Origin of the sequence: Erwinia aeris (genome assembly GCF_041224955.1) — a bacterium.
In the GTDB taxonomy this organism is placed as follows: domain Bacteria; phylum Pseudomonadota; class Gammaproteobacteria; order Enterobacterales; family Enterobacteriaceae; genus Erwinia; species Erwinia aeris.
This window is the reverse complement of the sequence record NZ_JBGFFX010000006.1, coordinates 1-22,758: the sequence shown is the minus strand read 5'-3', so window position 1 is coordinate 22,758 and position 22,758 is coordinate 1. Positions and strand designations below refer to the sequence as shown.

Sequence of the window (22,758 nt, the reverse complement as noted above, 5' to 3'; positions counted from 1 at the left end):
TTTTCAGCGTTTGTGCCGATAAAGTGGCCAGACTACGACCTCTCTGTTTCTTATGATAAAAATCAATAAAAAAGTCGTTAAAACCCCTCGCCAGCACGCAGTTAATCGGGTAATCTCATTTCCGATTAGGACAAAGCTGTAAGATATTTCCATTATTTACATTTTAAACTGTGCGCTTTCGCACAATTTGAATTTTGTGGAATTGTTTTGCCCGTGTGCCCTAATTAATCTCGTTCCGTTTCGCATAGCTAGCGACTTCTGTCGTTAAGGACTTCAAGGGATCACAAACATAATGGTCAAGTCTCAACCGATTCTGAGATATATATGGCGGGTATTGCCCGCAGTGGCTTTAGCCACGCTGCTTTCAGCCTGTAGCTCGACGAATACCAACAGCAATGCACAAACTGATACGCATGCAGTTAATGGCCATAACGGCTTTTTACTTCAGGCGTCTCAGGATGAATTCGAACAGATGGTTCAGAATGTGGATATTAAATCCCGCCTGATGGATCAATATTCGGACTGGAAGGGCGTTCGTTACCGTCTTGGCGGTACCAGTAAACGCGGCATTGACTGTTCTGCCTTTGTGCAGACCACCTTTCGTGAACAGTTTGGCCTGGATCTGCCCCGCTCAACCTATGAACAGGAAGACACCGGCAAAAGCATCCAGCGCGGCAAACTGCGCCCGGGCGATTTAGTGCTGTTCCGCGCCGGCTCTACCGGCCGCCATGTCGGCATCTACCTGGGCAACGATAATTTCGTGCATGCCTCTACCAGCAGCGGCGTGATGATTTCCAATCTCAACGACGCCTACTGGAAAAATCGCTATCGCGAAGGCCGCCGGGTACTAAGCCGAACGCAAAGCTGATCCCCCTGAAGTCTGTGCAAAACGGTTCCGAGCCCCGCTATAAGCGGGGTTTTTTATGGGTAAAGGCTGGCTGCTTCCTGGCTCTTCCCCTTTTTCACTAAAGCCCCGTTGGAAAACGGCAAAGAGGGGCCAGCACAAAGAAACCTGTTTCCCGCTGAGCCTGACACTCTTGCTTTAATATTAACTGGCACTAATTTGTTATTAATAACAGACGCACAAATATTTATATTCAAAAGCTTTTTGGCTACATCGGCCGTTCTGATGGTTTGTTTTATTGCGCCCTGCCTGCGCGCACGAGCGAAATAACTGACATAATGCGTTAAAAAACCGAAGCTAATCATAATAATAAGAAGACAAACGGCACTTTCCCGGTATATCCTGCCGGATTGAAACGGCGTCTGTTGTGCAGGACAGCGCAATGACTTAACCGGCACTTTCGGGAGATAAACCCCATGCCACTCTCATCAAGCCTTACGCGGCCACTTCTCAATCCTCGCAAGATTGCCTGCTTCAGCGCGACCCTCGGCTTACTTCTTTTTCTGGCATTTATCATCATCGCGCTGGCCGTTATGCTTCATCGCCGGGCCGACAATCACGATGAAATGGCCAGAAACACCCAGGCCTATGTGCTGACGATGCTCGATGAACTAAAGCGGAAACTGTTGCCGCTACAAACGTCGCCTCGCCCTGCCTGCTCCGCCATAAAAAATGACCTGATTGAGCGCGCCGCCCTGGATGATAATATTCAGGCTATCCTGATGGTTAATCACAATCGGGCATGGTGCTCTTCGCTGGCCGGAGAAACCCAAATCGCTATGCGCCAGTTTTCCCCTACGACGGACACCCGCAAGCCGCTTGATATTCAGCTTGCCGCCGCGCCGCTGACGCCTGATAAACCGGTTCTTCACCTCTGGTTGCAGAATGGCGAGGCAGGCAACGGCCTGCTGGTCACGCTAAAGATTAATCTGACGCCCTGGCTGCTGTATACCGAACGGCAGCATGAGATGTCAGGTATAGCTATCGTGACCGGCAAGCGGGCGTTAACCAGCTGGGAACAGCGCGTAACGGCAACCAGCTCGTTGCCCGACGATCCGTCAAAAACCATGACGCTACCCGGCTATCCTTTACAGTTAAAGCTTTATGGCGGCAGGCTGAATAGTGACGATATTACGCTGGTGCTGCTGGCCGGTTTGTTGCTGAGCCTGACCGGCGGCTTTGCCTGCTATGCCCTGCTCACGCTCTTTATCCGACCGGGCAAGGAAATCCTGCAGGGCATTCGGCGCGGGGAATTCCACGTAGAGTACCAGCCGGTTATTGCCGCGGCGACCGGCCAGGCCTGCGGTCTGGAAGCGCTACTGCGCTGGACGCATCCCGAAGCTGGCGCCATTCCGCCCGACGTTTTTATCCGCTACGCCGAAAACAAAAATTTGATTGTGCCCTTAACCCGGCACCTGTTTGAACTGGTGGCGCGCGATTGCCATACGCTGCAACATGCCGTGCCGGCCGGCATCAATCTCAACCTGAACCTTTCGCCTGCTCACCTGGGCGATAAAACCTTTTTCCAGGACGTTTTAGCGTGGCTGGAAGCGATGCCTAAGGATCACTTCAGCTACGTTTTTGAAATTACCGAACGGACTATGGTAGAAACCCGCAACGCCCAGTCGGTGTTCGACTGGCTGCGCGGCCAAAATATTCGTATCGCGCTGGATGATTTCGGCACCGGACACAGTGCCTTAATTTATCTGGAAAAATTCCGTTTTGACTACCTGAAAATAGATCGGGGATTTGTAAAAAACATCGCCCGCGAGTCGTTTTCTTCGCCGGTGCTGGATGCGGTGCTGGCGCTGGCGAAAAAACTCAATCTGCTGACGGTAGCTGAAGGCGTAGAAACCGGTGAGCAGGCGCGCTGGCTGCGCCACCGTGGCGTCTGTCATTTTCAGGGCTATTTATTCAGCCGCCCGCGTACGGTGACGCAGCTGATTGATTATTTTCAGCATGAGCCCCGCAGCGAACCGGCTGCCGGATGAGTTATTGCGCTACGCTTTTTAAATGTGCTTCGCTGGCGCATTGCGCAATGCTCTGGCAGGCTGGGGATCGCGCTGCGTTTTTTATCAGGATCGGATAATAAGATGATTTTTCGCTGGTTAGCTTTGCTGCTGTTCTGCTGCGCCGCGACGACGGCTCGGGCTGAAGAAATTCATGAGAGCTACGCCTTTGCCCAGCTGGGCGAGCCTAAATATGCCGTGAACTTCACGCATTTTGACTACGCCAATCCGGCTGCGCCCAAGGGCGGTAGCGCGACGCTTGCCGCTATCGGCACTTACGATAACTTTAACCGTTTCGCCTCGCGCGGCAATCCGGCGCAGGGCACGGATACGCTTTACGATACGCTGTTCGTGAACTCAGAAGACGAAGTGGGCAGCTACTATCCGCTGATTGCCGAATTCGCTCGCTACCCGGATAGCTATCGCTGGGTGGAAGTCACGCTGAATCCCCAGGCGCGTTACCAGGACGGTTCATCCATCACCGCAGAAGATGTTGCTTTTACCTTTAATAAATTTATGCAGCAGGGCGTACCGCAGTTTCGGGTGTTCTACAAAGGCGTCACGGTCAAAGCCATTGCGCAGCTGACGGTGCGCTTTGAGCTGCCGGTCGGCAACAAAGATATGATGCTTTCGCTGCTTACGCTGCCCGTTTTCCCGCAGAGCTTCTGGAAAGATCATAATCTCAGCGAGCCGTTACCTGCACCGCCGCCCGGCAGCGGGCCGTATCGCGTGTCGGCCTATAAAGTTGGTCAGTCCGTGACCTGGTCACGGGTCAAAGATTATTGGGCCGCTAATTTGCCCGTCAATAAAGGCCGTTTTAATTTCGATACGCTGCGCTACGACTACTATCTGGATGACAATGTGGCTTTCGAGGCGTTTAAAGCGGGCGCGTTTGACTTTCGTGCCGAAGGCTCCGCCAAAAAGTGGGCCACCCAGTATCGCGGCCGGAATTTCGACAGCCATTACATCGTAAAAGACGCAAAGCCGAATACCGTGGCTACCTCCTCAAACTGGCTGGCGTTTAACGTACAGAAACCCCTGTTTGCCGATCGCCGCGTGCGCGAAGCAGTTTCGCTGGCGTTCGATTTTGAGTGGATGAATAAGGCGTTATTTTACGGCGCTTATAAGCGCACCCGCAGCTATTTTCAGAACACGGACTATGCCGCTACCGACTATCCCGACGCTAAAGAACTGGAAATTCTGGCACCCTTTAAGGGCAAAATTCCTGATGAGGTTTTCTCGCAAATTTATCAGCCGCCTCACACCGACGGCAGCGGGTACGATCGCGCCAATCTGCTGAAGGCCACGGCGCTGCTGGAGCAGGCCGGCTGGACGTTGAAAAATCAGCGCCTGGTCAACGCCAGCGGCCAGCCTTTCACCTTTGAACTGCTGCTGCGCAGCGGCGGCAACGATCAGTGGGTGCTGCCTTTTCAGCACAATCTGGCGCGCCTGGGCATCAACCTGGTCATCCGGCAGGTAGACAGCTCGCAATATCTGGCCCGCATGCGCAAAAGCGACTTTGATATGCTGGTTTCGCCCTACCCGGCTATCCCCTACCCCGACAGCAACCTGCAAATTTACTGGTCAAGCGCCTATGTAAATTCCACCTACAACCGGCCGCATGTCGCCAGCCCGGTAATCGACCAGCTGATTGAAAAGATAAATCAGCATCAGAGCGATGAAGCCGCGCTGCTGCCGCTGGGTCGTGCGCTGGATCGGGTGCTGCTGTGGAACTATTACATGATACCGATGTGGTATGGTGCCAGCGATCGCTATGCCTGGTGGGATAAATTTTCGATGCCCGCCACGCGGCCGACTTATTCTTTAGGCTTCGACAGCTGGTGGTATGACGTTAATAAAGCCGCGCAGCTGCCGGCCCAGCGTCGTTAAGGAGAGCAGTTTGGGCGCCTATTTGCTACGCAGACTTCTATTAATCATTCCCACGCTGTGGGCGATTATTACGATTAACTTTTTTATCGTGCAGATTGCGCCGGGCGGCCCGGTCGATCAGGCGCTGGCCAATATCGAATTCGGCCAGACTACCGGAATGCCGGGCGCCGGCAATACGCCGCAGGCGCAGGGACGCAGCGCGCTGAACGCTCAGCCCGGTGACAGCCAGTATCGCGGGTCGCGCGGGCTGGATCCGGAAGTGGTGGCGGAAATCACCAAACGTTACGGTTTCGACAAGCCGATGTATCAGCGCTACCTGGATATGCTGTGGAACTATGTGCGCTTCGATTTTGGCGATAGCCTGTTTCGCAGCAGCTCGGTTGTGCAGCTGATTAAAGAGAGCCTGCCGGTTTCCGTCTCGCTGGGGCTGTGGAGCACGCTGATTATCTATCTGGTCTCTATCCCGCTTGGCATCCGCAAAGCCGTGCATAACGGCAGCGCCTTCGATATCTGGAGCAGCTCGCTGATTATCATCGGCTACGCCATTCCCTCGTTCCTGTTCGCCACGCTGCTGATCGTGCTGTTTGCAGGCGGCAGCTATCTGGACTGGTTTCCGCTGCGCGGGCTGGTGTCGGCGCAGTTCGACTCGCTGCCCTGGTACGGCAAAATCACGGACTATCTCTGGCATATTACCCTGCCGGTGCTGGCGACGGTGATCGGCGGCTTCGCCACGCTGACTATGCTGACCAAAAACTCGTTTCTTGATGAAATCCGCAAGCAGTACGTGGTCACGGCGCGGGCCAAAGGGCTGGACGAGAGCAAAATTCTCTACCGTCACGTTTTCCGCAACGCCATGCTGCTGGTGATCGCCGGTTTCCCGGCCACCTTTATCAGCATGTTCTTTACCGGATCGCTGCTGATTGAGGTGATGTTCTCTCTGAACGGGCTGGGCCTGCTGGGCTACGACGCCACCATTCAGCGTGACTATCCGGTTATGTTCGGCACGCTTTACATTTTCACCCTGATCGGCCTGCTGCTGAATATCCTCAGCGATATCACCTATACGCTGGTCGATCCGCGCATTGATTTTGAAGGTCGCTGATGAGCCGATTAAGCCCCGTTAATCACGCGCGCTGGCAGCGTTTTCGACATAACCGTCGTGGCTACTGGTCGCTGTGGATTTTTGCCGTTCTGTTTGTGCTCTGCCTTGGCTCCGAGCTGCTGGCTAACGATAAGCCGCTGCTGGTGCGCTACGATCATCGCTTCTATTTTCCGCTGCTGGTGGACTACAGCGAAACCGATTTTGGCGGCCAGCTGGCGACCAAAGCCGACTATCAGGATCCGTGGCTGAAATCCCGCCTGGATAAGGAAGGCTGGGCCATCTGGGCGCCGATCAAATTTGGCGATGGCACCATCAATTTCGCCTCCAGCGTCCCCTTCCCTTCGCCACCCTCGCTGCAAAACTGGCTGGGCACCGATGCTAACGGCGGCGACGTGCTGGCAAGGATCCTCTACGGCACGCGTATTTCGCTGCTGTTTGGCCTGATGCTGACGCTGATGTCCAGCGTAGTCGGCATCATCGTCGGCGCCTGTCAGGGTTATTATGGCGGGCGGGTAGATTTGTGGGGCCAGCGCTTTATCGAAGTCTGGTCGGGGATGCCCACGCTGTTTCTGATTATTTTGTTGTCGAGCGTGGTGCAGCCCGGCTTCTGGTGGCTGCTGGCCATTAACGTGCTGTTTGGCTGGATGCAGCTGGTCGGCGTGGTGCGCGCTGAATTCTTACGCGCGCGCAACTTTGACTATATTCGCGCCGCGCAGGCGCTGGGCGTCGGCGACCGGACTATTATGCTGCGCCATATGCTGCCGAATGCGATGGTGGCGACGCTGACCTATTTGCCCTTTATTCTGTGCGGCTCTATTACCACGCTGACCTCGCTGGATTTCCTCGGCTTCGGGCTGCCGATGGGGTCGCCTTCGCTGGGCGAGCTGCTGCTACAGGGCAAAAATAACCTTCAGGCGCCCTGGCTCGGCATGGCGGCCTTTTTCTCGCTGGCGATCCTGCTGTCGCTGTTGATCTTTATCGGTGAGGCGGTTCGTGACGCCTTCGATCCCAGTAAGGTGCACTGATGTCGTTGCTGACCGTCAAAAACTTAAGCATTGCCTTTCGCCAGGCCGGCGTTGAGCGTCAGGTTGTCGATAATTTGTCGCTGAGCCTCGCAGCGGGCGAGACGCTGGCGCTGGTGGGCGAATCCGGCTCGGGCAAAAGCGTGACCGCCCTGTCGATGATGCGCCTGCTGCCCACGCCGCCGGTGGTCTATCCGCAGGGCGAAATCCTGTTCGCCGGTCAGGACGTGCTGAAGGCCGATGAGCGCACGCTGCGCGGCCTGCGCGGCAACCGTATGGCGATGATTTTTCAGGAGCCGATGGTGTCGCTGAATCCGCTGCACAGCATTGAAAAACAGCTGTATGAGGTGTTATCGCTGCACCGTGGCATGCGCGCGGCGGCGGCGAAGGCCGAGATCCTTAGCTGTCTGGATCGCGTGGGCATTCGGCAGCCCGCCAGGCGAATGGGCGATTTTCCGCATCAGCTTTCCGGCGGCGAACGGCAGCGGGTAATGATTGCGATGGCGCTGCTGACGCGGCCTCAGCTGCTGATTGCCGATGAGCCGACCACCGCGCTGGACGTTACCGTGCAGGCGCAGATCCTGGTTCTGCTGAAGGAGCTGAAGCAGGAGATGAATATGGGCCTGCTGTTTATCACCCACAACCTGAATATTGTGCGGCAGCTGGCCGACAACGTGCTGGTGATGCGTAACGGCCAGGGCGTGGAGCGCAATACCAGTCGCCAGCTGTTCAGCGCACCCGAACATCCCTATACCCGCACGCTGCTGGATGCGGAGCCGGAAGGCAGCCCCGATCCTGTTGACAGCGCGGCGCCACCGCTGCTGAAGGTCAGCAACCTCAGCGTCGCTTTTTCCCTGAAAAAGGGTCTGATGCGCCGCGTAGTGGGTGCGCATCAGGCGCTGAAGTCGCTGAGTTTTGAGCTACGTCCGGGCGAAAGCCTGGGGCTGGTCGGGGAATCCGGCTCGGGCAAAAGCACCACCGGCCTGGCGCTGCTGCGGCTAATCGAGGCCAAAGGCGAAATCTGGCTGGGCGACAGACCGCTGCACCAGTGGGATCGCAGGCAAATGCTGCCGGTACGCCGGGAAATGCAGGTGGTTTTTCAGGATCCGAATTCTGCGCTCAATCCCCGGCTGAACGTGCAGCAGATCATTGCGGAAGGCTTGCAGGTGCACCAGCCTGAACTGATCGCGGAACAGCGCGAGGCGCTGGTGATCCAGGCAATGCAGGAAGTGGGACTGGATGCGGAAACCCGTCATCGTTACCCATCGGAGTTTTCCGGCGGACAGCGGCAGCGCATCGCCATCGCGCGCGCGCTGATCCTTCAGCCGCAGCTGATCGTGCTGGATGAACCAACCTCTTCACTGGATCGTTCCGTACAAAAACAGATCCTGGCGCTGCTGAAAAAGCTCCAACGGGATCGTCAGCTGGCCTATATTTTTATCAGCCACGATCTGCGCGTAGTCAGATCGCTGTGCCACCAGGTGGTGGTGCTGCGCCAGGGAGAAGTCGTGGAGCAAGGCGATTGCGAAACTATTTTTACCGCGCCGAAAGCGCGCTATACGCAGGAGCTAATTGCGCTTGCCTGAGGCCTGGCTCAGGCAGGTATATTTTTAAAGGCTTCAGCAATGCCGACGCCAAAGTTTTTCAGGCGGCAGGTAGTGGCGCATTCATCATTACGCGCCACGAACAGGCACGGCTCGCCTTCCCACTCGACCACGGCGCAGTCGAGCTGAATTTCCGCCAGCGCCTCTTTCAGCATCTGCATGATATCCCAGGCCTGTACGCCCTGATGACTAAGCAGGCTCAGGCCTACCAGGTCATCCTCCGCCTCTGTACCACTGAGCGCACGCGGCTCCAGCCGCTTTCCGGCTCCCCAGCGATAGCTTTGCGGCAGGCGATGCACCACCGAATGTTGTAATCTGTTCACCCCTACTCCCCAGCCCGTAGCCATCATCATTTCTGCCTGTTTCTGGTCGTGGACATACCCCATCTGCGAGGGCTTAGTACCGCCAGTTCGTGATTTTGTTCTCATTTTTACCGCGTCGGCGCCGTAATAACAATCAATTTTGTTGCACAAAAGTAATTTAAGCTTAGTTATTTTTACAATAAGGCAACATTATAGCGTGTATCAGCAGAAAAGCCGGGAAGCAAAGCTTCAGAAAAGCCGGGAAGCAAGGCTTCCCGTTTTGGCGAGGATTAAGCGGGTCAGGCTGTTACGCGGATGCGGGCGTCAATGTTATGGCAAGCTGCGCTGACGGCTTTTACGCGGGCGCGTGGCGTAGATAAACAGCAGCACGGAAAACGCGGCGCAGATAAAAATGGAGCCAACCATCGGCCAGGCGCTGGTAAAGGTCATGGTGGAGAGCAGCGCGCCGACCAGCGCGCCCACGCCAAAGCGCAGCGTGCCCGCCAGCGAGGAAGCGGTGCCCGCCATATGCGGAAACTCTTCCAGGATCACCGCCATGGCGTTAGAAGAAACCATCGCCACGCAGCCGATAAACATTGCCACGCCAAACACCAGCGGCAGGAAACCGAGGTTCAGTGCGCTGACCACCACCAGCCAGATGCCCATCGTAAACTGGATCAGCAGCCCCAGACGGAACATCGCCAACGGGCCGAAGCGGCGCACGCAGCGGCTGTTCAGCAGCGTCATCAGGAACAGGAAAACCACGTTCAGCGCAAAGTAGTAACCAAAATCCTGCGGCGAAATATGGTTCAGCTCGATATAGACAAAGGGGCCGGCGTTAAGGAAAGAGAACATCCCGGCAAAGGAAAAGCCGCTGGCCATCATATAGCTGAACACGCGCTTGTGGCGAAACAGCGACAGAAAGTTGCGCAGCGTGGTGCGCATATTGAATTTTTGCCGCTTATCGTGCGGCAGCGTCTCTTTGATCTGCGTGACCACCAGCAGCGTGGTGACCACGGCGGCCAGCGAGATAGCCCAGAAGATGGCGTGCCAGTTCCACAGCAGCAGCATCCAACCGCCCAGGATAGGCGCCAGCAGCGGCGCGATGGTGGTGACCAGCATGACAAAGGACATCATGCGCGAGAACTCCTCTTTCGAGTAGCTGTCGCGCATCAGGGCGCTGATCACCACGCTGCCCGCCGCCGCCGACAGGCCGTGCAGCAAACGCATAAAGATCAGCTGATCGATGGTTTGCGCCAGCGCGCAGGCCGCCGCCGCGACGGCGAAAATCAGCGTGCCCACGGCTATCACCGGCTTGCGGCCAAAGCTGTCGGCCAGCGGGCCGTAGATTAACTGCCCCAGCGCAAAGCCCAGGATATAGAGGTTCAGCGTCATCTGCACGCTGCCGGCCGACACGCCAAATTCGCGGGCGATTTGCGGAAGCGCAGGCAAATACATGTCGATCGACAACGGCATTAGCATAGCCAGCAGGCCAAGAATAACGACCAGTCCCGCCGACGAGTTCTTTTCCTTACGCATCCCTGTTTCCTTATTTTAATTCTGCGGGCAGTCTCACGCTGGCGATCTCTTCCGCCGTCAGGGCGCGATACTCGCCCGGCTCCAGTTCCTCATCGAGCACGATATCGCCAATACGCTCGCGATGCAGCGCCACCACGTGGTTACCCACCGCAGCGAACATCCGTTTTACCTGGTGATAGCGCCCTTCGCTGATGGTCAGCCGCACCTGATTTTCACTGATGACTTCCAGGCTGGCTGGCTTAGTGAGGTCTTTTTCGTTATGCAGCTGCACGCCTGCGGCGAACTGCTCCGCCGTATCCTCGGCCAGCGCGTTTTCCAGCGTCACCAGGTAGGTTTTTTCACAGTGATGGCGCGGCGAGGTGATGCGGTGCGACCACTGGCCATCATCGGTCATCAGCACCAGGCCGGTGGTGTCGATATCAAGCCGCCCTGCCGCGTGCAGTTTATACGCGGTGGGCTCTTCCAGAAAATAGAGTACCGTTGGGTGATCCGGATCGTCGGTGGAGCAGACGTAGCCCTGCGGCTTGTTCAGCATAAAATAGCGCGGGCCGATCTGCAGCCGTAACGGATTGCCGTCATATTCCACTTCGCTTTCCGGGCTGAGCTTAAAAGACCCTTCGCGCACCACTTCCCCATCAACCGTCACCTTACGCGCGCGCAGCTCGCGAGCGGCAATCGCCCGGCTGACTTCCAGTTGCTGAGATAAAAATTTATCAAGTCGCATTAAATCTGCACTGCCTGTTTCAATGAATGAATTCACCGTTCCTGTAGGGAACGTCAGAAGAGAGTAACAGCAGAAGTATATCGGGAGTTGCGGCTCAGGCACAGAGGCGCGCGCGCACGGAGCGGACTTTCGTGGCATAATGCGGCTTTGCTCGCGGATTTAATCATGTCCTTTACCCTGCGCCCCTACCAACAGGAAGCCGTTGACGCCACGCTCAGCTACTTCCGTCGCTCTCACCAGCCCGCCGTGATTGTCCTGCCGACCGGCGCGGGCAAAAGCCTGGTGATCGCCGAACTGGCGCGGCTGGCGCGCGGACGCGTGCTGGTGCTGGCGCACGTCAAAGAGCTGGTGGCGCAGAACCACAGCAAATATCAGGCTTACGGCCTGCAGGCCGATATCTTTGCCGCCGGTCTGCAAAAGAAAGAGAGCCGCAGCAAGGTGGTGTTCGGCAGCGTACAGTCGGTGGCCCGCAATCTGGCGCAGTTCGACAGCGAGTTTTCGCTGCTGATTGTGGATGAGTGTCACCGCATTGGCGACGCCGAAGACAGCCAGTACCAGCAGATCCTCAACCATCTGCGCCAGCGCAATCCGCAGCTGCGCCTGCTGGGCCTGACCGCCACGCCCTATCGCCTGGGCAAGGGCTGGATCTATCAGTTCCACTATCACGGCATGGTGCGCGGCGACGAGCGGGCGCTGTTTCGCGACTGCATCTACGAGCTGCCGCTGCGCTATATGATCAAACACGGCTTTCTGGTGCCGCCGGAAAGGCTGGATATGCCGGTGGTGCAGTACGATTTCAGCCGCCTGACCGCCAGGGAAAACGGCCTGTTCAGCGAGGCGGATCTCAACCTGGAGCTGAAGCAGCAGCAGCGCATTACGCCGCATATTATTCAGCAGATCGTTGAGTTTGCGCAGGATCGCCAGGGCGTGATGATTTTTGCCGCCACGGTCGAGCATGCCAAAGAGGTGCTGGGCCTGCTGCCCGACAGCAAGGCGCTGATCAGCGCCACCACGCCTGCCGCCGAGCGCGATGCCCTTATTACCGCCTTTAAAGCGCGCGAGCTGCGCTACATGGTTAACGTGGCGGTCTTGACCACCGGCTTTGACGCGCCGCACGTCGATCTTATCGCCATCCTTCGCCCTACGGAATCGGTCAGCCTGTATCAGCAGATTGTCGGACGCGGGCTGCGGCTGTGCCCTGGCAAAACCGACTGCCTGATCCTGGACTACGCGGGTAATCCGCACGATATCTTTACGCCGGAAGTGGGCGCGCCCAAGGGCAAAAGCGACAATAAACCGGTGCAGGTTTTCTGCCCGGCCTGCGGCTTTGCCAATACGTTCTGGGGCAAAACCACCGCCGACGGCACCATTATTGAGCACTTTGGCCGCCGTTGTCAGGGCGTGATGGAAGACGACGACGGCGAGCGCGAGCAGTGCGACTTCCGCTTCCGCTTTAAAAGCTGCCCGCACTGCAACGCCGAGAACGATATCGCCGCCCGCCGCTGCCATCAGTGTGACGCGGTGCTGGTCGATCCCGACGATATGTTGAAAGCGGCGCTAAAGCTGAAGGATGCGCTGGTGCTGCGCTGCGCTGCGATGGTGCTGGAAAACGGTCGCGATGAGAAAGGCGAGTGGCTGAAGGCGCGCTATTTCGATGAAGAAGCAACCGAAGTGAGCGAGCGCTTCCGCCTGAGTACGCCCGCGCAGCGCAAAGCCTTCGAGCAGCTGTTTATGCGACCGCATCAGCGAGCGCCCGGCGTGCCGCTCGGCTGGGAAAACGCGGCGGATATCGTAGCGATGCAGCCGCTGCTACGCCATCCCGATTTTGTGGTGGCCCGCAAACAGCGCAATTTCTGGCAGATCCGTGAAAAAGTGTTCGATTATCAGGGCCGTTTTCGACGCGCTAATGAGATCCGTTAGGGCACACGGTGTTTAATGCGTTGCCCGCACCGGCCTTGCCTGCTACAATGCGCCCCGCTTTTGCCGCTGGCGAAAGCTGAACAATCCAACCTGTTGCTGGGTCGCCTGTAGCAGGATAATTACTTAGAAAGAGACTGAACAATGTTCACTATCAATGCAGAAGAACGTAAAGAGCAGGGTAAGGGTGCGAGCCGCCGCCTGCGTACAGCTAACAAATTCCCGGCCATCATCTATGGCGGTAACGAAGCAGCTGTAGCTATCGAACTGGATCACGACTACGTGATGAACATGCAGGTTAAGCCTGAGTTCTACACCGACGTGCTGACTCTGGTTGTTGACGGTAAAGAAACTAAAGTAAAAGTGCAGGCTGTACAGCGTCACCCGTTCAAGCCAAAACTGCACCACATCGACTTCGTTCGCGCTTAATCGCCGACCGATCTCTGTGTGAAGAAAACGCCGCTTAATGCGGCGTTTTTTTATGGGCGTTTGTCAGCAGCGGGCATCCCTGCCGCTGCGCTTATTTGCCGCCGCTGCGACGCTGTAGCTGGTCGCGCAGATTAGGCGGCGTGCCTTTGATGGTCAGCGTATCGGTAGCCGGATCCCAGAAAATGCGCTCGCCCAGCAGCATGGCGTCAAAGTTAATGGTCAGCCCGCCGCCGCTGCCGGCGAACTTCGTCAGCTGGCGCAGCGTGCTGCGATCCGCCGGGAAGCTCTCTTCCAGCTCGTAGCCCTGCTCCTGGGTGAAATCCTGAAAGGTTTTTTCGCCCAGCGGCGCCAGCTCTTTCGACAGGCCTTCCAGCTCAATCTCTTCGCCCGACTGCAGCTGTTCGTTACAGTAGCTGTAAACCTGCTGGCGATAGTTCTGACGCTCGTTTTTATCCAGCGCCGCCTCGGCACAGTAGTCGTCCACCGCCTGGAGCAGACCACGGTTTTGCGCTTTGGTATCCAGGCCCACGCTGGCACCAAGGAAATCCATAAAGAAGTCGGCGACCTTGCGCCCTACTCTGCCACGCAGGAAGGTCAGGTAGCGAGTTGATTCCGGATTGGTTTCCCATTCGGTCAGATCGATACGCGCCACGATATCCGCATGGTTGATATCCAGATAGTGCGTGGTGCTGATATCCAGCTCTTCGTTAACGCGCATGCTGTTCTGGCTGTTCAGCACCGCAACCAGCAAATACTCCACCGCCAGATAGCGATAGTGGGCAAACAGCACGACGCCGCCGTCCGCAAAGGGATACTTAGCGAGTTCGTCGCGTAAACGTCCGGTCGCCGCGCGGCTGAAGGCCAGAAAATCATCCTGGCCCTTCCGGCAGTTGCGCAGCGCGTCGGCCAGCTCGCTCTCTTCATTAAACAGGCCGTAAGCCTTGCTTTTGGCGCTGTAGACGCGATGCAGCTCCTCCATCATCGCCGTAACCGGGCCAGTGGCCGGCAGCAGCGACTCCCGCAGCACCAGCTCCAGCGTCTGCTCGTCACGCTTAATCATCTGATGAAGGGCAATCTGCTCGATATCCAGACTCATGTAAACTCTCCTTTAAACTTAAGCGCGTATTCAATCACCGAGCGTGGTCGGGATCAACAGGCAACAACATTAACCTTTTCCACATGATAAAATTGCAGAAAGAATCGCGCTTTTACGGTAAGATGCCGCCTTTTAATACTCGATAAATTTGACGCTATGCCACAATCATCCCGTTACAGCGACGACCGCGTGGAAAAACTCCTCGCCGAAATGGTCAACGTGCTTGAAAAAGACAAGGCGCCCACCGATCTCTCTTTGATGGTGCTGGGCAATATGGTGACTAACCTGCTGAACACCAGCGTTGCTCCGGAGCAACGCCGCGCGCTTGCGCGTTCATTTGCCGAGGCGCTTCAGGCTTCGGTACGTGAAGATAAAGCACACTGATGTGATCCCGCTATGGTAACAAGTCAGCCGCGCTACCGTGATAAAGTCTCCCAGATGATTGGCTGGGGGCACTGGTTCGCCCTGTTTAACATTATCTTTGCCCTTATCCTGGGTAGTCGCTATCTGATTGTTGCCGACTGGCCTGCCTCGCTGGTCGGGCGTATCTATGCGTTTACCAGCTGGACAGGCCATTTTAGCTTTATTGTTTTCGCCGCCTATCTGCTGATTGTTTTTCCCCTGACGTTTGTGGTGATGTCGCAAAGACTGCTGCGCTTTCTTTCCGCCATCATCGCTACCACCGGGCTGACGCTGCTGCTTATTGACAGCGCGGTGTTCGCCCGCTTCCACCTGCACCTCAACCCGGTCGTCTGGGAGCTGGTGGTCAATCCCGATCAAAGCGAAATGGCGCGTGACTGGCAGCTGATGTTTATCAGCGTACCGGCTATTTTCCTGGTCGAGATGCTGTTCGCTACCTGGAGCTGGCAAAAGCTGCGCAGCCTGAATCGCCGCAGCTTTGGCAAGCCGCTGGCCGTGCTGTTTATCGTCACGTTCTTTGCCAGCCATTTGATGTATATCTGGGCCGATGCGAATTTCTATCGGCCTGTCACCATGCAGCGTTCCAACCTGCCGCTCTCTTATCCGATGACGGCCCGCCGCTTTCTGGAACGCCATGGCCTGCTGGATGCGCAGGAGTATCAGCGCAGGCTGGTGCAGCAGGGTAATCCGGAGGCGCTTTCGGTCGCCTATCCGCTGAACGATATTACTTTCCGCGATGGCGGCACCCGCAGCAATCTGCTGATCGTCACCGTGGATGGCCTGAACGAGGCCACGATGCCGAAACAGCTGCCGCATCTGGCCCGGTTCGCTCAGGACAACGTGCGTTTTACGCAGCATTTCAGCGCGGGCAGCCAGGCCGACAGCGGTCTGTTCGGCCTCTTTTACGGTATTTCGGCAGGCTATATGGACGGCGTGCTCTCTTCGCGCGTGCCTTCGGCGCTGACGGAGGCGCTGGCGAAACAGGGTTACCAGTTTGGCCTGTTTGCCAGCGACGGCTTTGCCTCGCCGCTCTATCGTCAGGCGCTGCTGGCGGACTATTCGCTGCCCACTTCAGAAAGCCAGTCCGATGCACAAACCGTTGCGCAGTGGCAACGCTGGCTGGAGACGCAGAAAGCGAAAAGCGCCCCCTGGTTCTCCTATCTTTCTTTGTCCGGCGGCAAAAACGCTGGCGTGGCGAAAGAAGCGGCACGGCGCTACGCGCGCAGTGCGGCAGAGGTGGATGGGCAAATCCAGAACGTGCTCGCCACGTTACAGGAGAAAGGCCTGCTGGATAATACGGTGGTGGTGATCACGGCGCAGCACGGCGTGGCGTTGAACGACGATGACGATATGGGCAACCGTGCAAACCTACAGGTGCCGCTGGTGATCCACTGGCCGAATACGCCATCGCAGCAGATTGATAAGCTGACCAGCCATCAGGATATTATGACTACGCTGATGCAGCGGCTGCTGCACGTGCGTACGCCAGCTTCTGATTATTCGCAGGGCGAAGATCTGTTTGCCGTGCGCCGCAGCCATAACTGGATAACCAGTATGCATGACGGCCAGCTGGTGGTGACTACGCCGAACCTGACGCTGGAGCTGAACAGCAACGGCAGCTATACCGCCTGGGATGCTCAGGGCCAGCGGTTGAAAGATCACAAGCCGCAGCTGACGCTGCTGTTGCAGGTGCTGACGGAAGAGAAACGCTTTATCGCTAACTGAGGCGTGGGTTTTAAAGATTATTTCCCGCGCCCTGCTCTGCGTAAACCAGACGGCAACGTTGGCTATTTTCATAGCAGTCAACGTGTTAGCCGCTTGCAATCGTAGCGAATTTGCGTACTATTAGCTCACGCGTCGGCACGTAGCGCAGCCTGGTAGCGCACCGTCATGGGGTGTCGGGGGTCGGAGGTTCAAATCCTCTCGTGCCGACCAAATACCTATTCTGTCAGTACCGGTTACTGATGGAAACCCCGCAAGAACCCGCATTCTCTTTGAGTTTGCGGGTTTTTTGTTGCCTGTAGGTAGGGGGATTTAACGTATACAAATGGATTTCTTAAGATTGGTCTGGAGAGGCTCACAACTCTGTCCGACCGGGCAACGAACTGTTCCTGACAGGTGTAAGTCGCTTCGTTAATAGTCACTATATGTACACTCATCGCCACGCTGTAAGGATTTATTTGCATCGTGATGCACAAAAAGTAAGCCTTATTTGCGGTCAATCCACAGTAGTTATGGCCTGGCAAAGGCATCACTACTGAGTCTGTCAGTCAGGGACTCATTTTGGGATCAGGATAGTACAGAGCGCTTGATAAGCCTGTCCTCGTATGATGTACATTTCCCCAAATGCCCCATAAAAAAGAGACTCATCAGCCCTTCCTGGTCAGCTTTTCTTCAAATAGCCTACAAACTGCCCTTGCTTCATCAAAGCGACTTTACCGCTCTTATAGATGATCACACTAAACAGCCCTTGCTGATAGGCTGTAGCCTTCTCTGTGATTTCATCCACAGCCGCTGGTTTTCCGTCAACAGTGACAATCCCTAAGCTGTCCCTCTTAACAATGACATCATATCCTTTCCACTGCGCAACCTTACCAGCAGGAACGGTGTGATTGGGTGTAGGAGACGCACAGGCAAAGTTAACTATATTCATGGAAATAGCGACTATAAGTAAAAGTTTCTTCATTTTTTATCCATCCACTCTCTGACAAGATGAGAAGCAGCAAAGCCAGCAATACCACATACGGCAAAAGCTATCCAACAGAAGCTAAGATCCGCGCTGCCCTCTCAACAATAGACAGATCCTGTCCTCACGCTGAAACCTGTCCGCAGGCCTACGGACTGATGCCCCGGGCTGGCTATGATACCGGGCCTGATTTCAGAGCACTTCAATGTAATCGAAGATATCGGCGCGGGCCAGATCGCGAGTTTTGTAGATCCTTTTCTTATACGCTCTTTTTTCAGTAAATCGAAGAACGACTCGGCCACCACATTATCCCAAATATTGTCATGCCGGCTCATACCCGGTGCAAGGCTGTTAGCCCGGCGGCGCTCTTTGTTATGAGAAAATCCTGACATATTAATTTCATTAACTGAATGATATCTTTGAGAATCCCTGAGCCAACGTGACTGATAGCAATGGCCAGCTATACGGGCGGTTACAACAGTGGCCGGGCACAGGGAAAACTAAAGCGGTTTTAACTCTCATTCTTTCAGGAAAACTGACTATGACGGTGAATATAAGCGGCAAGAATACCCAACGGCACGTGGCCATTTTTAACTGCGCTGAACAAGGACACGTCAACCCGACCCTGGGGCTGGTCAAGGCACTGGTCGCGCGGGGCTACAGGGTCAGCTATACCACCTCGCCAGAGTTTTCCTCTCTTGTCGCTTCCTGCGGCGCCACGCCGGTTCTGTTTGAACCCACTTTTACTAAAGAGCAGCCACGACCAGAGGAGATGGGCTACGTTGTCCGCGAGCTGGCACGGGAAGCACAGGCGACCTGTCGCCCTTTGCTGGCGGCCTTTGAGAACGACCGGCCCGACATTATCGCCTACGGCCCGCTTAGCTGGCTGGGCAAGATATTCGCCCATCTTTGGCAAGTTCCGGCCATCAGCCTTAATCCTACCCACGTCAGCTATCAGGGGCAGTCCGAGGAGTGGCTGGGCCTGTCGGGCGAAGAGTGGCCCTGCATACCGATTCTGGAAAAAATGCTGCATGACAATAATTTGAACGTGGATCTTCGTGCCATCCTGGCCGCCCGCGATACTGCCATTGCCTTTATTCCGCGCTCTTTTCAGGAAAAACCAGACACTATTCCCCCTGGCGTAACCTTTGTCGGGCCCGAAATCAGGCCACTGGCCGCGCAGCCTGGCTGGCGACTAAAAACAGCAGGACGGCCGGTTGTCGTCATCTCGCTGGGTTCGGTTTATACGCATCAGACCGCCTTTTTCCGCACCTGCATTCAGGCTTTCACCAATAGCGAGTGGCATGTCGTAATGGCTATTGGCCGCTATGTCGATTCTGCCCAGCTGGGAGAGCTGCCCGCCAATATTGAAATTCACCGTCAGATACCCCAGCTTGATGTGCTACAGGCGGCAAGCCTGTTTATCACCCATGCCGGAATGAACAGCCTGATGGAGGCCGTTTATTTCGGGGTGCCGATGATAGCCGTACCGCAGCAGGCCGAACAACGCCTCAATGCCCGGCGGATTCAGGCGCTGGGCATAGGAAAATATTTGCCTCGGGAAACCCTTTCTGCAGCCAGTCTGCTTATGGCATCGCAGGAGATAAGCGCCGATCCGGCCTGTCAGAGAAACCTGGCCGTCTTACAGCAAGAAATCTCTCAGGCAGGCGGTGCCAGCGCTGCCGTAGACGTGTTCGATCGGATCATGGCAGCAGGTCAACACGCCGCCTGACTGGCTTTTAAACCGCTGGTGATGGCCCGCAACGGTGTGAGGGCCTGAACTGATGGGCAGACGTCAGGCTTTTATAGATAGATCAAAGCCCCTCACAGGGCTGTTTTATCGCAAATGCATTCAGGGGCTGAAAATGACCAGAAGGGAAAAGCCAAAAGCGTGCGGCTGATATCAACGAGGTGGTAAACGCAGCGTAACCAAGACTGTCCTCGGCCCCCCCGTTAGCGCCTCTCTTTATGCTTATCTGTTTCCTCCTTTGCTGAACATCTACGCCTGACCGCATGCTGCTGCCTGCCCGCAAATAACTCCCCAGGTCTGTTGGCCAGCGACGTCGTAGCAGGATATAGCCTTTTCTAAACCTTCAAACTATGTAAAAAGTGTGATGACGATCACTTTCGGATTGAATTTTATGCGGCCGGCTCTAGAATGACGCGTTTTGAGTTTTGCGGAGCAGAAGCCTATGACTGATATGAACACCGTTACCGTTTCACGCAAAGTTGCCTGGTCACGCGTTCTGGCTTTGGCTGTTGCTGCGTTTATCTTTAATACCACGGAATATATGCCTGTCGGCCTGCTGTCCGATATCGGCCATAGCTTCGGCATGGAATCGGCGCAGGCGGGCATTATGCTGACCATCTATGCGTGGATTGTGGCGCTAATGTCGCTGCCGCTGATGCTGATGACCAGCAATACCGATCGGCGCGTGCTGCTGATTGCGATCTTTGGCCTGTTTACCTTTAGCCATGTATTGGCCTTTTTCGCCTGGAGTTTCGACGTGCTGCTGCTGAGCCGCGCGGGCGTAGCGCTGGCCCATGCGCTGTTCTGGTCTATTACCGCATCGCTGGCGGTCAGGCTGGCCCCGCCGGGTAAAAGAGCGCAGGCGCTGAGCCTGATTGCGACCGCTACCGCGCTGGCTTCCGTGCTGGGCCTGCCGTTGGGCAGAATTATCGGTCAGGCATTCGGCTGGCGCAGCACCTTCCTGGCCATTGGCGTCGGGGCTTTAGTGCTGCTGGGTCTGATTTTAAAAATTATGCCGCGCGTGCCGTCGGAGCATACCGGTTCGCTGAAAAGCCTGCCGGACCTGCTGCGCCGCCCTGCGCTGGTGGGCCTTTACGTGCTGGCCGTCGCCGTGGTGACCGCGCACTTTACCGCGTTTACCTACATTGAACCTTTTGTCGAGAAAGTAGCCGGATTTGACCAAAGCTTCGCCACGCTTCTGCTGCTGATTTTCGGCATTGCGGGCATTACCGGCAGCATTATTTTTGGCAAGAGCGGCGAAAAACGCCTGTCGCCGCTGCTGACCGGCTCTATCGCACTGCTGTCGATCTGCCTGCTGCTGCTGGCGTCGGTAGCGGCCAGCAAGGCCGGCCTGATTGTGCTGGGGCTGTTCTGGGGCATGGCCTTTATGATGATCGGCATGGGGATGCAGATGAAAGTGCTGACGCTGGCACCGGACGCCACCGATGTTGCTATGGCGATGTTCTCCGGTATTTTCAATATTGGCATCGGCGCGGGCGCGCTGCTGGGCAATAAGGTTAGCCTGGATCTTTCCATGTCCTCGGTGGGCTATATCGGCGCTATACCTGCCGTCGCGGCGCTGGTGCTGGCGGTGGCGATCTTCCGCAAGACAAAAGAGCAGCCGTCCACCCATGAAGGCAGCGTGATTACCGAAGTGAAATAAACTCAGGGCGCAGTCATCTGCGCCCTTTTTTTACGGCTTTACGGCCGCTGTGCCCTCTCTGCCAGCAACCGCCCTGCCCGTTCGCGCTTAGCCGTTGGGCAGCGCCTTCTTTTTCCCTCGGAACAGAATAAGGTTCCTCAGCGTATCTCTGACGGCCGGTTCAATGTATTTAGTGATCAGCCAGGCAACCAGGTAAAGCGCGGCGACTACCGCTATCGGCATAAAGACCATCACGTAATCGCTGCTGATATGGCGCTCCAGCTTCCTTAACGTAGCGATCAGCATGTTTTCATGCAGCAGATAGATGGTGTAGCTGATAAAGCCGGTGAGCGTCAGGAACTTTCCTGACAGCAGTCGTTCCACGAGCCGGCTGTAAAAGCTGACGATAAACAGCGCCAGCATCAGCAGCAGCGGTAAAATAACGATATAGCCATTGTTTTTGATGTAATAACTGAAGTTAATCAACACCGCCACCAGCACCAGTGCGTAATGGAATTTGGCGTCGCGCTGATGCAGCCGCTCATACACCAGGCAACCGATCATAAACCATGAGTAGTGGATAAAGCCGAACTTGGAGATAAAATCCGCAATGGCCGGATGACCAATCATTTTGAAGGCGGAGGCGCCCGCCACCAGAAACATCGGCACCAGCAGCGAAGGCAGGCAGTATTTTCTGCCCAGCGTAAAGTAGACGGCACCGATAAAGATATAAAACGCGGCTTCAACGTAAAGCGACCAGAACGATCCTTCCAGCGGTTTAAAGGCCACACCGGTTAAATACTGGAGTATCTCTGGACTGATAAAAGTCAGGCCCGGAATGGCATTGGCCGGATGCGGGACGCCGAGCGGTCTTTCGCTAAATAAGCTGGCCGTAGCGAAGATCAGCAGCGTTACTATCAGCATGGCCGGGAAGAGCCGCAGCCAGCGCTTAAACATAAAGTTTATAAAGCTTTTTGATTTATCCAGGGTCATAAAAATAACGAACCCGGAAATCATAAAGAACAGCGGCACGCCCAGATAGCCCCAGGCGAATAAAGGAAAATCCTTAGTAAACGAAACGTACCCCAGGTATTCAGGCCATCTGGCCCAGGCATGAAAGCCGATCACCAGCAGTATTGCTAGTCCCCGCATTCCATCCAGGTGTTTTATTCGCGTTTCCATGGTGACCTCTGATAGCCTAAAACAACAAAAGCGGCAACATAGCACTCATAAACAACACTTCACACATGGGAGGAATCTTAGAAAAGGATGCGGCATAAAAGCTGGCCGCCAGAGAAGCAGGGTTGTAAAAAAATCACCTTAATTTTAAATAACTTACAAAGTATAACGAAAACGAGCATAAGGTGACGTCTCTTACCGGAAAGTTCTGAAAAAGCTTTGCCTGTCTGTAAACGTTTACAATTCAGCCTTTTTGCCCACCGCCCAGCTTATTCAGATAGTGAAAGTAACCATTTTCCACACTTGAATATCGCGCTAATTAATTATTATCAGAAAGTACCAGCCAATGCTTACTGAGATATCAGCCAGATCAAGGCGGTATGGTGGTTCAGCGCTGACTGGCCAACAGCCTGATACAGCCGCGTATAATTACTTACAGCCTTCGGGGCTCAGGCTCAGGCTCAGGCTCAGGCTCAGGAGTCAGGTGTCAGGTGTCAGGTGTCAGGTGTCAGGTGTCAGGTGTCAGGTGTCAGGTGTCAGGTG

At 55.7% G+C, this 22,758-nt stretch carries 18 protein-coding genes, 1 tRNA gene and 1 pseudogene; 13 read left to right on the top strand and 7 right to left on the bottom strand.

What is annotated here, in order from left to right; translation table 11 throughout:
* Positions 1-292 precede the first annotated feature (292 nt).
* From mepS to yejF, 6 genes are all read left to right on the top strand, one after another.
* Positions 293-868, top strand: a complete 576-nt coding sequence (gene mepS, locus AB6T85_RS11245; RefSeq protein ID WP_125288197.1) for a bifunctional murein DD-endopeptidase/murein LD-carboxypeptidase — start codon at positions 293-295, stop codon at positions 866-868.
* Positions 869-1,320: 452 nt separating this feature from the next.
* Complete coding sequence (locus AB6T85_RS11240; RefSeq protein WP_253459899.1) at positions 1,321-2,895, top strand: cyclic di-GMP phosphodiesterase; 1,575 nt, start codon at positions 1,321-1,323, stop codon at positions 2,893-2,895.
* A 102-nt stretch (positions 2,896-2,997) separates the two neighbouring features.
* On the top strand, positions 2,998-4,803 hold the full coding sequence (locus tag AB6T85_RS11235) for an extracellular solute-binding protein (RefSeq protein ID WP_253459896.1): 1,806 nt from the start codon (positions 2,998-3,000) through the stop codon (positions 4,801-4,803).
* A 10-nt stretch (positions 4,804-4,813) separates the two neighbouring features.
* On the top strand, positions 4,814-5,905 hold the full coding sequence (locus tag AB6T85_RS11230) for a microcin C ABC transporter permease YejB (RefSeq protein ID WP_369895602.1): 1,092 nt from the start codon (positions 4,814-4,816) through the stop codon (positions 5,903-5,905).
* Positions 5,905-6,930 (top strand): microcin C ABC transporter permease, encoded by a 1,026-nt coding sequence (locus AB6T85_RS11225; RefSeq protein WP_253459891.1) that lies wholly within the window; start codon positions 5,905-5,907, stop codon positions 6,928-6,930. Before AB6T85_RS11230 ends, AB6T85_RS11225 begins: the two co-directional genes overlap by 1 nt.
* Positions 6,930-8,513 (top strand): microcin C ABC transporter ATP-binding protein YejF, encoded by a 1,584-nt coding sequence (gene yejF, locus AB6T85_RS11220; protein ID WP_369895601.1) that lies wholly within the window; start codon positions 6,930-6,932, stop codon positions 8,511-8,513. The genes AB6T85_RS11225 and yejF overlap by 1 nt, the downstream gene beginning before the upstream one ends.
* Positions 8,514-8,521: 8 nt before the next feature.
* On the opposite strand, the gene AB6T85_RS11215 is transcribed toward yejF, so the two are convergent.
* From AB6T85_RS11215 to rsuA, 3 genes are all read right to left on the bottom strand, one after another.
* Positions 8,522-8,854, bottom strand: coding sequence for a YejG family protein (locus AB6T85_RS11215; protein WP_253459886.1), 333 nt, complete (start codon positions 8,852-8,854; stop codon positions 8,522-8,524).
* A 309-nt stretch (positions 8,855-9,163) separates the two neighbouring features.
* A complete protein-coding gene (locus tag AB6T85_RS11210; protein ID WP_253459882.1) occupies positions 9,164-10,372 on the bottom strand; it encodes a Bcr/CflA family multidrug efflux MFS transporter in 1,209 nt (402 codons plus the stop codon).
* 10 nt (positions 10,373-10,382) lie between these two features.
* Entirely contained in the window at positions 10,383-11,096 is a 714-nt protein-coding gene (rsuA, locus tag AB6T85_RS11205) for a 16S rRNA pseudouridine(516) synthase RsuA (RefSeq protein ID WP_253459880.1), read from the bottom strand.
* Between the two features lie 165 nt (positions 11,097-11,261).
* On the opposite strand from rsuA, the gene radD reads away from it, so the two are divergent.
* Complete coding sequence (gene radD / locus AB6T85_RS11200) at positions 11,262-13,016, top strand: DNA repair helicase RadD (RefSeq protein ID WP_301251151.1); 1,755 nt, start codon at positions 11,262-11,264, stop codon at positions 13,014-13,016.
* Positions 13,017-13,157: 141 nt separating this feature from the next.
* Positions 13,158-13,442, top strand: coding sequence for a 50S ribosomal protein L25 (gene rplY / locus AB6T85_RS11195; RefSeq protein ID WP_125288207.1), 285 nt, complete (start codon positions 13,158-13,160; stop codon positions 13,440-13,442).
* Positions 13,443-13,533: 91 nt separating this feature from the next.
* On the opposite strand, the gene yejK is transcribed toward rplY, so the two are convergent.
* Positions 13,534-14,538 carry a nucleoid-associated protein YejK gene (gene yejK, locus AB6T85_RS11190; RefSeq protein ID WP_253459876.1) on the bottom strand — a complete coding sequence of 335 codons (1,005 nt, stop codon included), beginning with the start codon at positions 14,536-14,538 and terminating at the stop codon, positions 13,534-13,536.
* A gap of 156 nt (positions 14,539-14,694) precedes the next feature.
* Between yejK and AB6T85_RS11185 the strand changes: the two genes are divergently transcribed.
* From AB6T85_RS11185 to AB6T85_RS11175, 3 genes are all read left to right on the top strand, one after another.
* Positions 14,695-14,922, top strand: coding sequence for a YejL family protein (locus tag AB6T85_RS11185; RefSeq protein ID WP_125288209.1), 228 nt, complete (start codon positions 14,695-14,697; stop codon positions 14,920-14,922).
* Between the two features lie 12 nt (positions 14,923-14,934).
* Positions 14,935-16,683 carry an LPS biosynthesis-modulating metalloenzyme YejM gene (yejM, locus tag AB6T85_RS11180; protein ID WP_253459874.1) on the top strand — a complete coding sequence of 583 codons (1,749 nt, stop codon included), beginning with the start codon at positions 14,935-14,937 and terminating at the stop codon, positions 16,681-16,683.
* A 133-nt stretch (positions 16,684-16,816) separates the two neighbouring features.
* Positions 16,817-16,893: transfer RNA gene (locus AB6T85_RS11175), tRNA-Pro, on the top strand.
* A 448-nt stretch (positions 16,894-17,341) separates the two neighbouring features.
* Here AB6T85_RS11175 and AB6T85_RS11170 read toward each other — a convergent pair.
* Positions 17,342-17,644, bottom strand: a complete 303-nt coding sequence (locus AB6T85_RS11170) for a hypothetical protein (RefSeq protein ID WP_369895600.1) — start codon at positions 17,642-17,644, stop codon at positions 17,342-17,344.
* 198 nt (positions 17,645-17,842) lie between these two features.
* A pseudogene (locus AB6T85_RS11165) lies at positions 17,843-17,997 on the bottom strand (IS3 family transposase); the annotation flags it as partial.
* Between the two features lie 188 nt (positions 17,998-18,185).
* Here AB6T85_RS11165 and AB6T85_RS11160 point away from each other — a divergent pair.
* Positions 18,186-19,376 (top strand): macrolide family glycosyltransferase, encoded by a 1,191-nt coding sequence (locus AB6T85_RS11160; protein ID WP_253459873.1) that lies wholly within the window; start codon positions 18,186-18,188, stop codon positions 19,374-19,376.
* Positions 19,377-19,845: 469 nt separating this feature from the next.
* Positions 19,846-21,057 (top strand): sugar transporter, encoded by a 1,212-nt coding sequence (locus AB6T85_RS11155; RefSeq protein ID WP_253461269.1) that lies wholly within the window; start codon positions 19,846-19,848, stop codon positions 21,055-21,057.
* A gap of 87 nt (positions 21,058-21,144) precedes the next feature.
* Here the strand turns inward: AB6T85_RS11155 and AB6T85_RS11150 are convergent, their stop codons facing one another.
* Positions 21,145-22,218, bottom strand: a complete 1,074-nt coding sequence (locus AB6T85_RS11150; protein ID WP_369895599.1) for an acyltransferase family protein — start codon at positions 22,216-22,218, stop codon at positions 21,145-21,147.
* Between the last annotated feature and the right edge of the window lie 540 nt (positions 22,219-22,758).

Excerpts from the sequence above, each read along its gene's own strand:
- AB6T85_RS11225 (WP_253459891.1), top strand. The coding sequence starts at position 5,905 with ATGAGCCGATTAAGCCCCGTTAATCACGCGCGCTGGCAGCGTTTTCGA.
- mepS (WP_125288197.1), top strand. The coding sequence starts at position 293 with ATGGTCAAGTCTCAACCGATTCTGAGATATATATGGCGGGTATTGCCC.
- AB6T85_RS11235 (WP_253459896.1), top strand. The coding sequence starts at position 2,998 with ATGATTTTTCGCTGGTTAGCTTTGCTGCTGTTCTGCTGCGCCGCGACG.
- AB6T85_RS11155 (WP_253461269.1), top strand. The coding sequence starts at position 19,846 with ATGAACACCGTTACCGTTTCACGCAAAGTTGCCTGGTCACGCGTTCTG.
- AB6T85_RS11210 (WP_253459882.1), bottom strand. The coding sequence starts at position 10,372 with ATGCGTAAGGAAAAGAACTCGTCGGCGGGACTGGTCGTTATTCTTGGC.
- AB6T85_RS11170 (WP_369895600.1), bottom strand. The coding sequence starts at position 17,644 with ATGAAGAAACTTTTACTTATAGTCGCTATTTCCATGAATATAGTTAAC.
- yejF (WP_369895601.1), top strand. The coding sequence starts at position 6,930 with ATGTCGTTGCTGACCGTCAAAAACTTAAGCATTGCCTTTCGCCAGGCC.
- AB6T85_RS11185 (WP_125288209.1), top strand. The coding sequence starts at position 14,695 with ATGCCACAATCATCCCGTTACAGCGACGACCGCGTGGAAAAACTCCTC.
- radD (WP_301251151.1), top strand. The coding sequence starts at position 11,262 with ATGTCCTTTACCCTGCGCCCCTACCAACAGGAAGCCGTTGACGCCACG.
- rplY (WP_125288207.1), top strand. The coding sequence starts at position 13,158 with ATGTTCACTATCAATGCAGAAGAACGTAAAGAGCAGGGTAAGGGTGCG.
- AB6T85_RS11240 (WP_253459899.1), top strand. The coding sequence starts at position 1,321 with ATGCCACTCTCATCAAGCCTTACGCGGCCACTTCTCAATCCTCGCAAG.
- AB6T85_RS11150 (WP_369895599.1), bottom strand. The coding sequence starts at position 22,218 with ATGGAAACGCGAATAAAACACCTGGATGGAATGCGGGGACTAGCAATA.
- yejM (WP_253459874.1), top strand. The coding sequence starts at position 14,935 with ATGGTAACAAGTCAGCCGCGCTACCGTGATAAAGTCTCCCAGATGATT.
- rsuA (WP_253459880.1), bottom strand. The coding sequence starts at position 11,096 with ATGCGACTTGATAAATTTTTATCTCAGCAACTGGAAGTCAGCCGGGCG.
- yejK (WP_253459876.1), bottom strand. The coding sequence starts at position 14,538 with ATGAGTCTGGATATCGAGCAGATTGCCCTTCATCAGATGATTAAGCGT.
- AB6T85_RS11160 (WP_253459873.1), top strand. The coding sequence starts at position 18,186 with ATGACGGTGAATATAAGCGGCAAGAATACCCAACGGCACGTGGCCATT.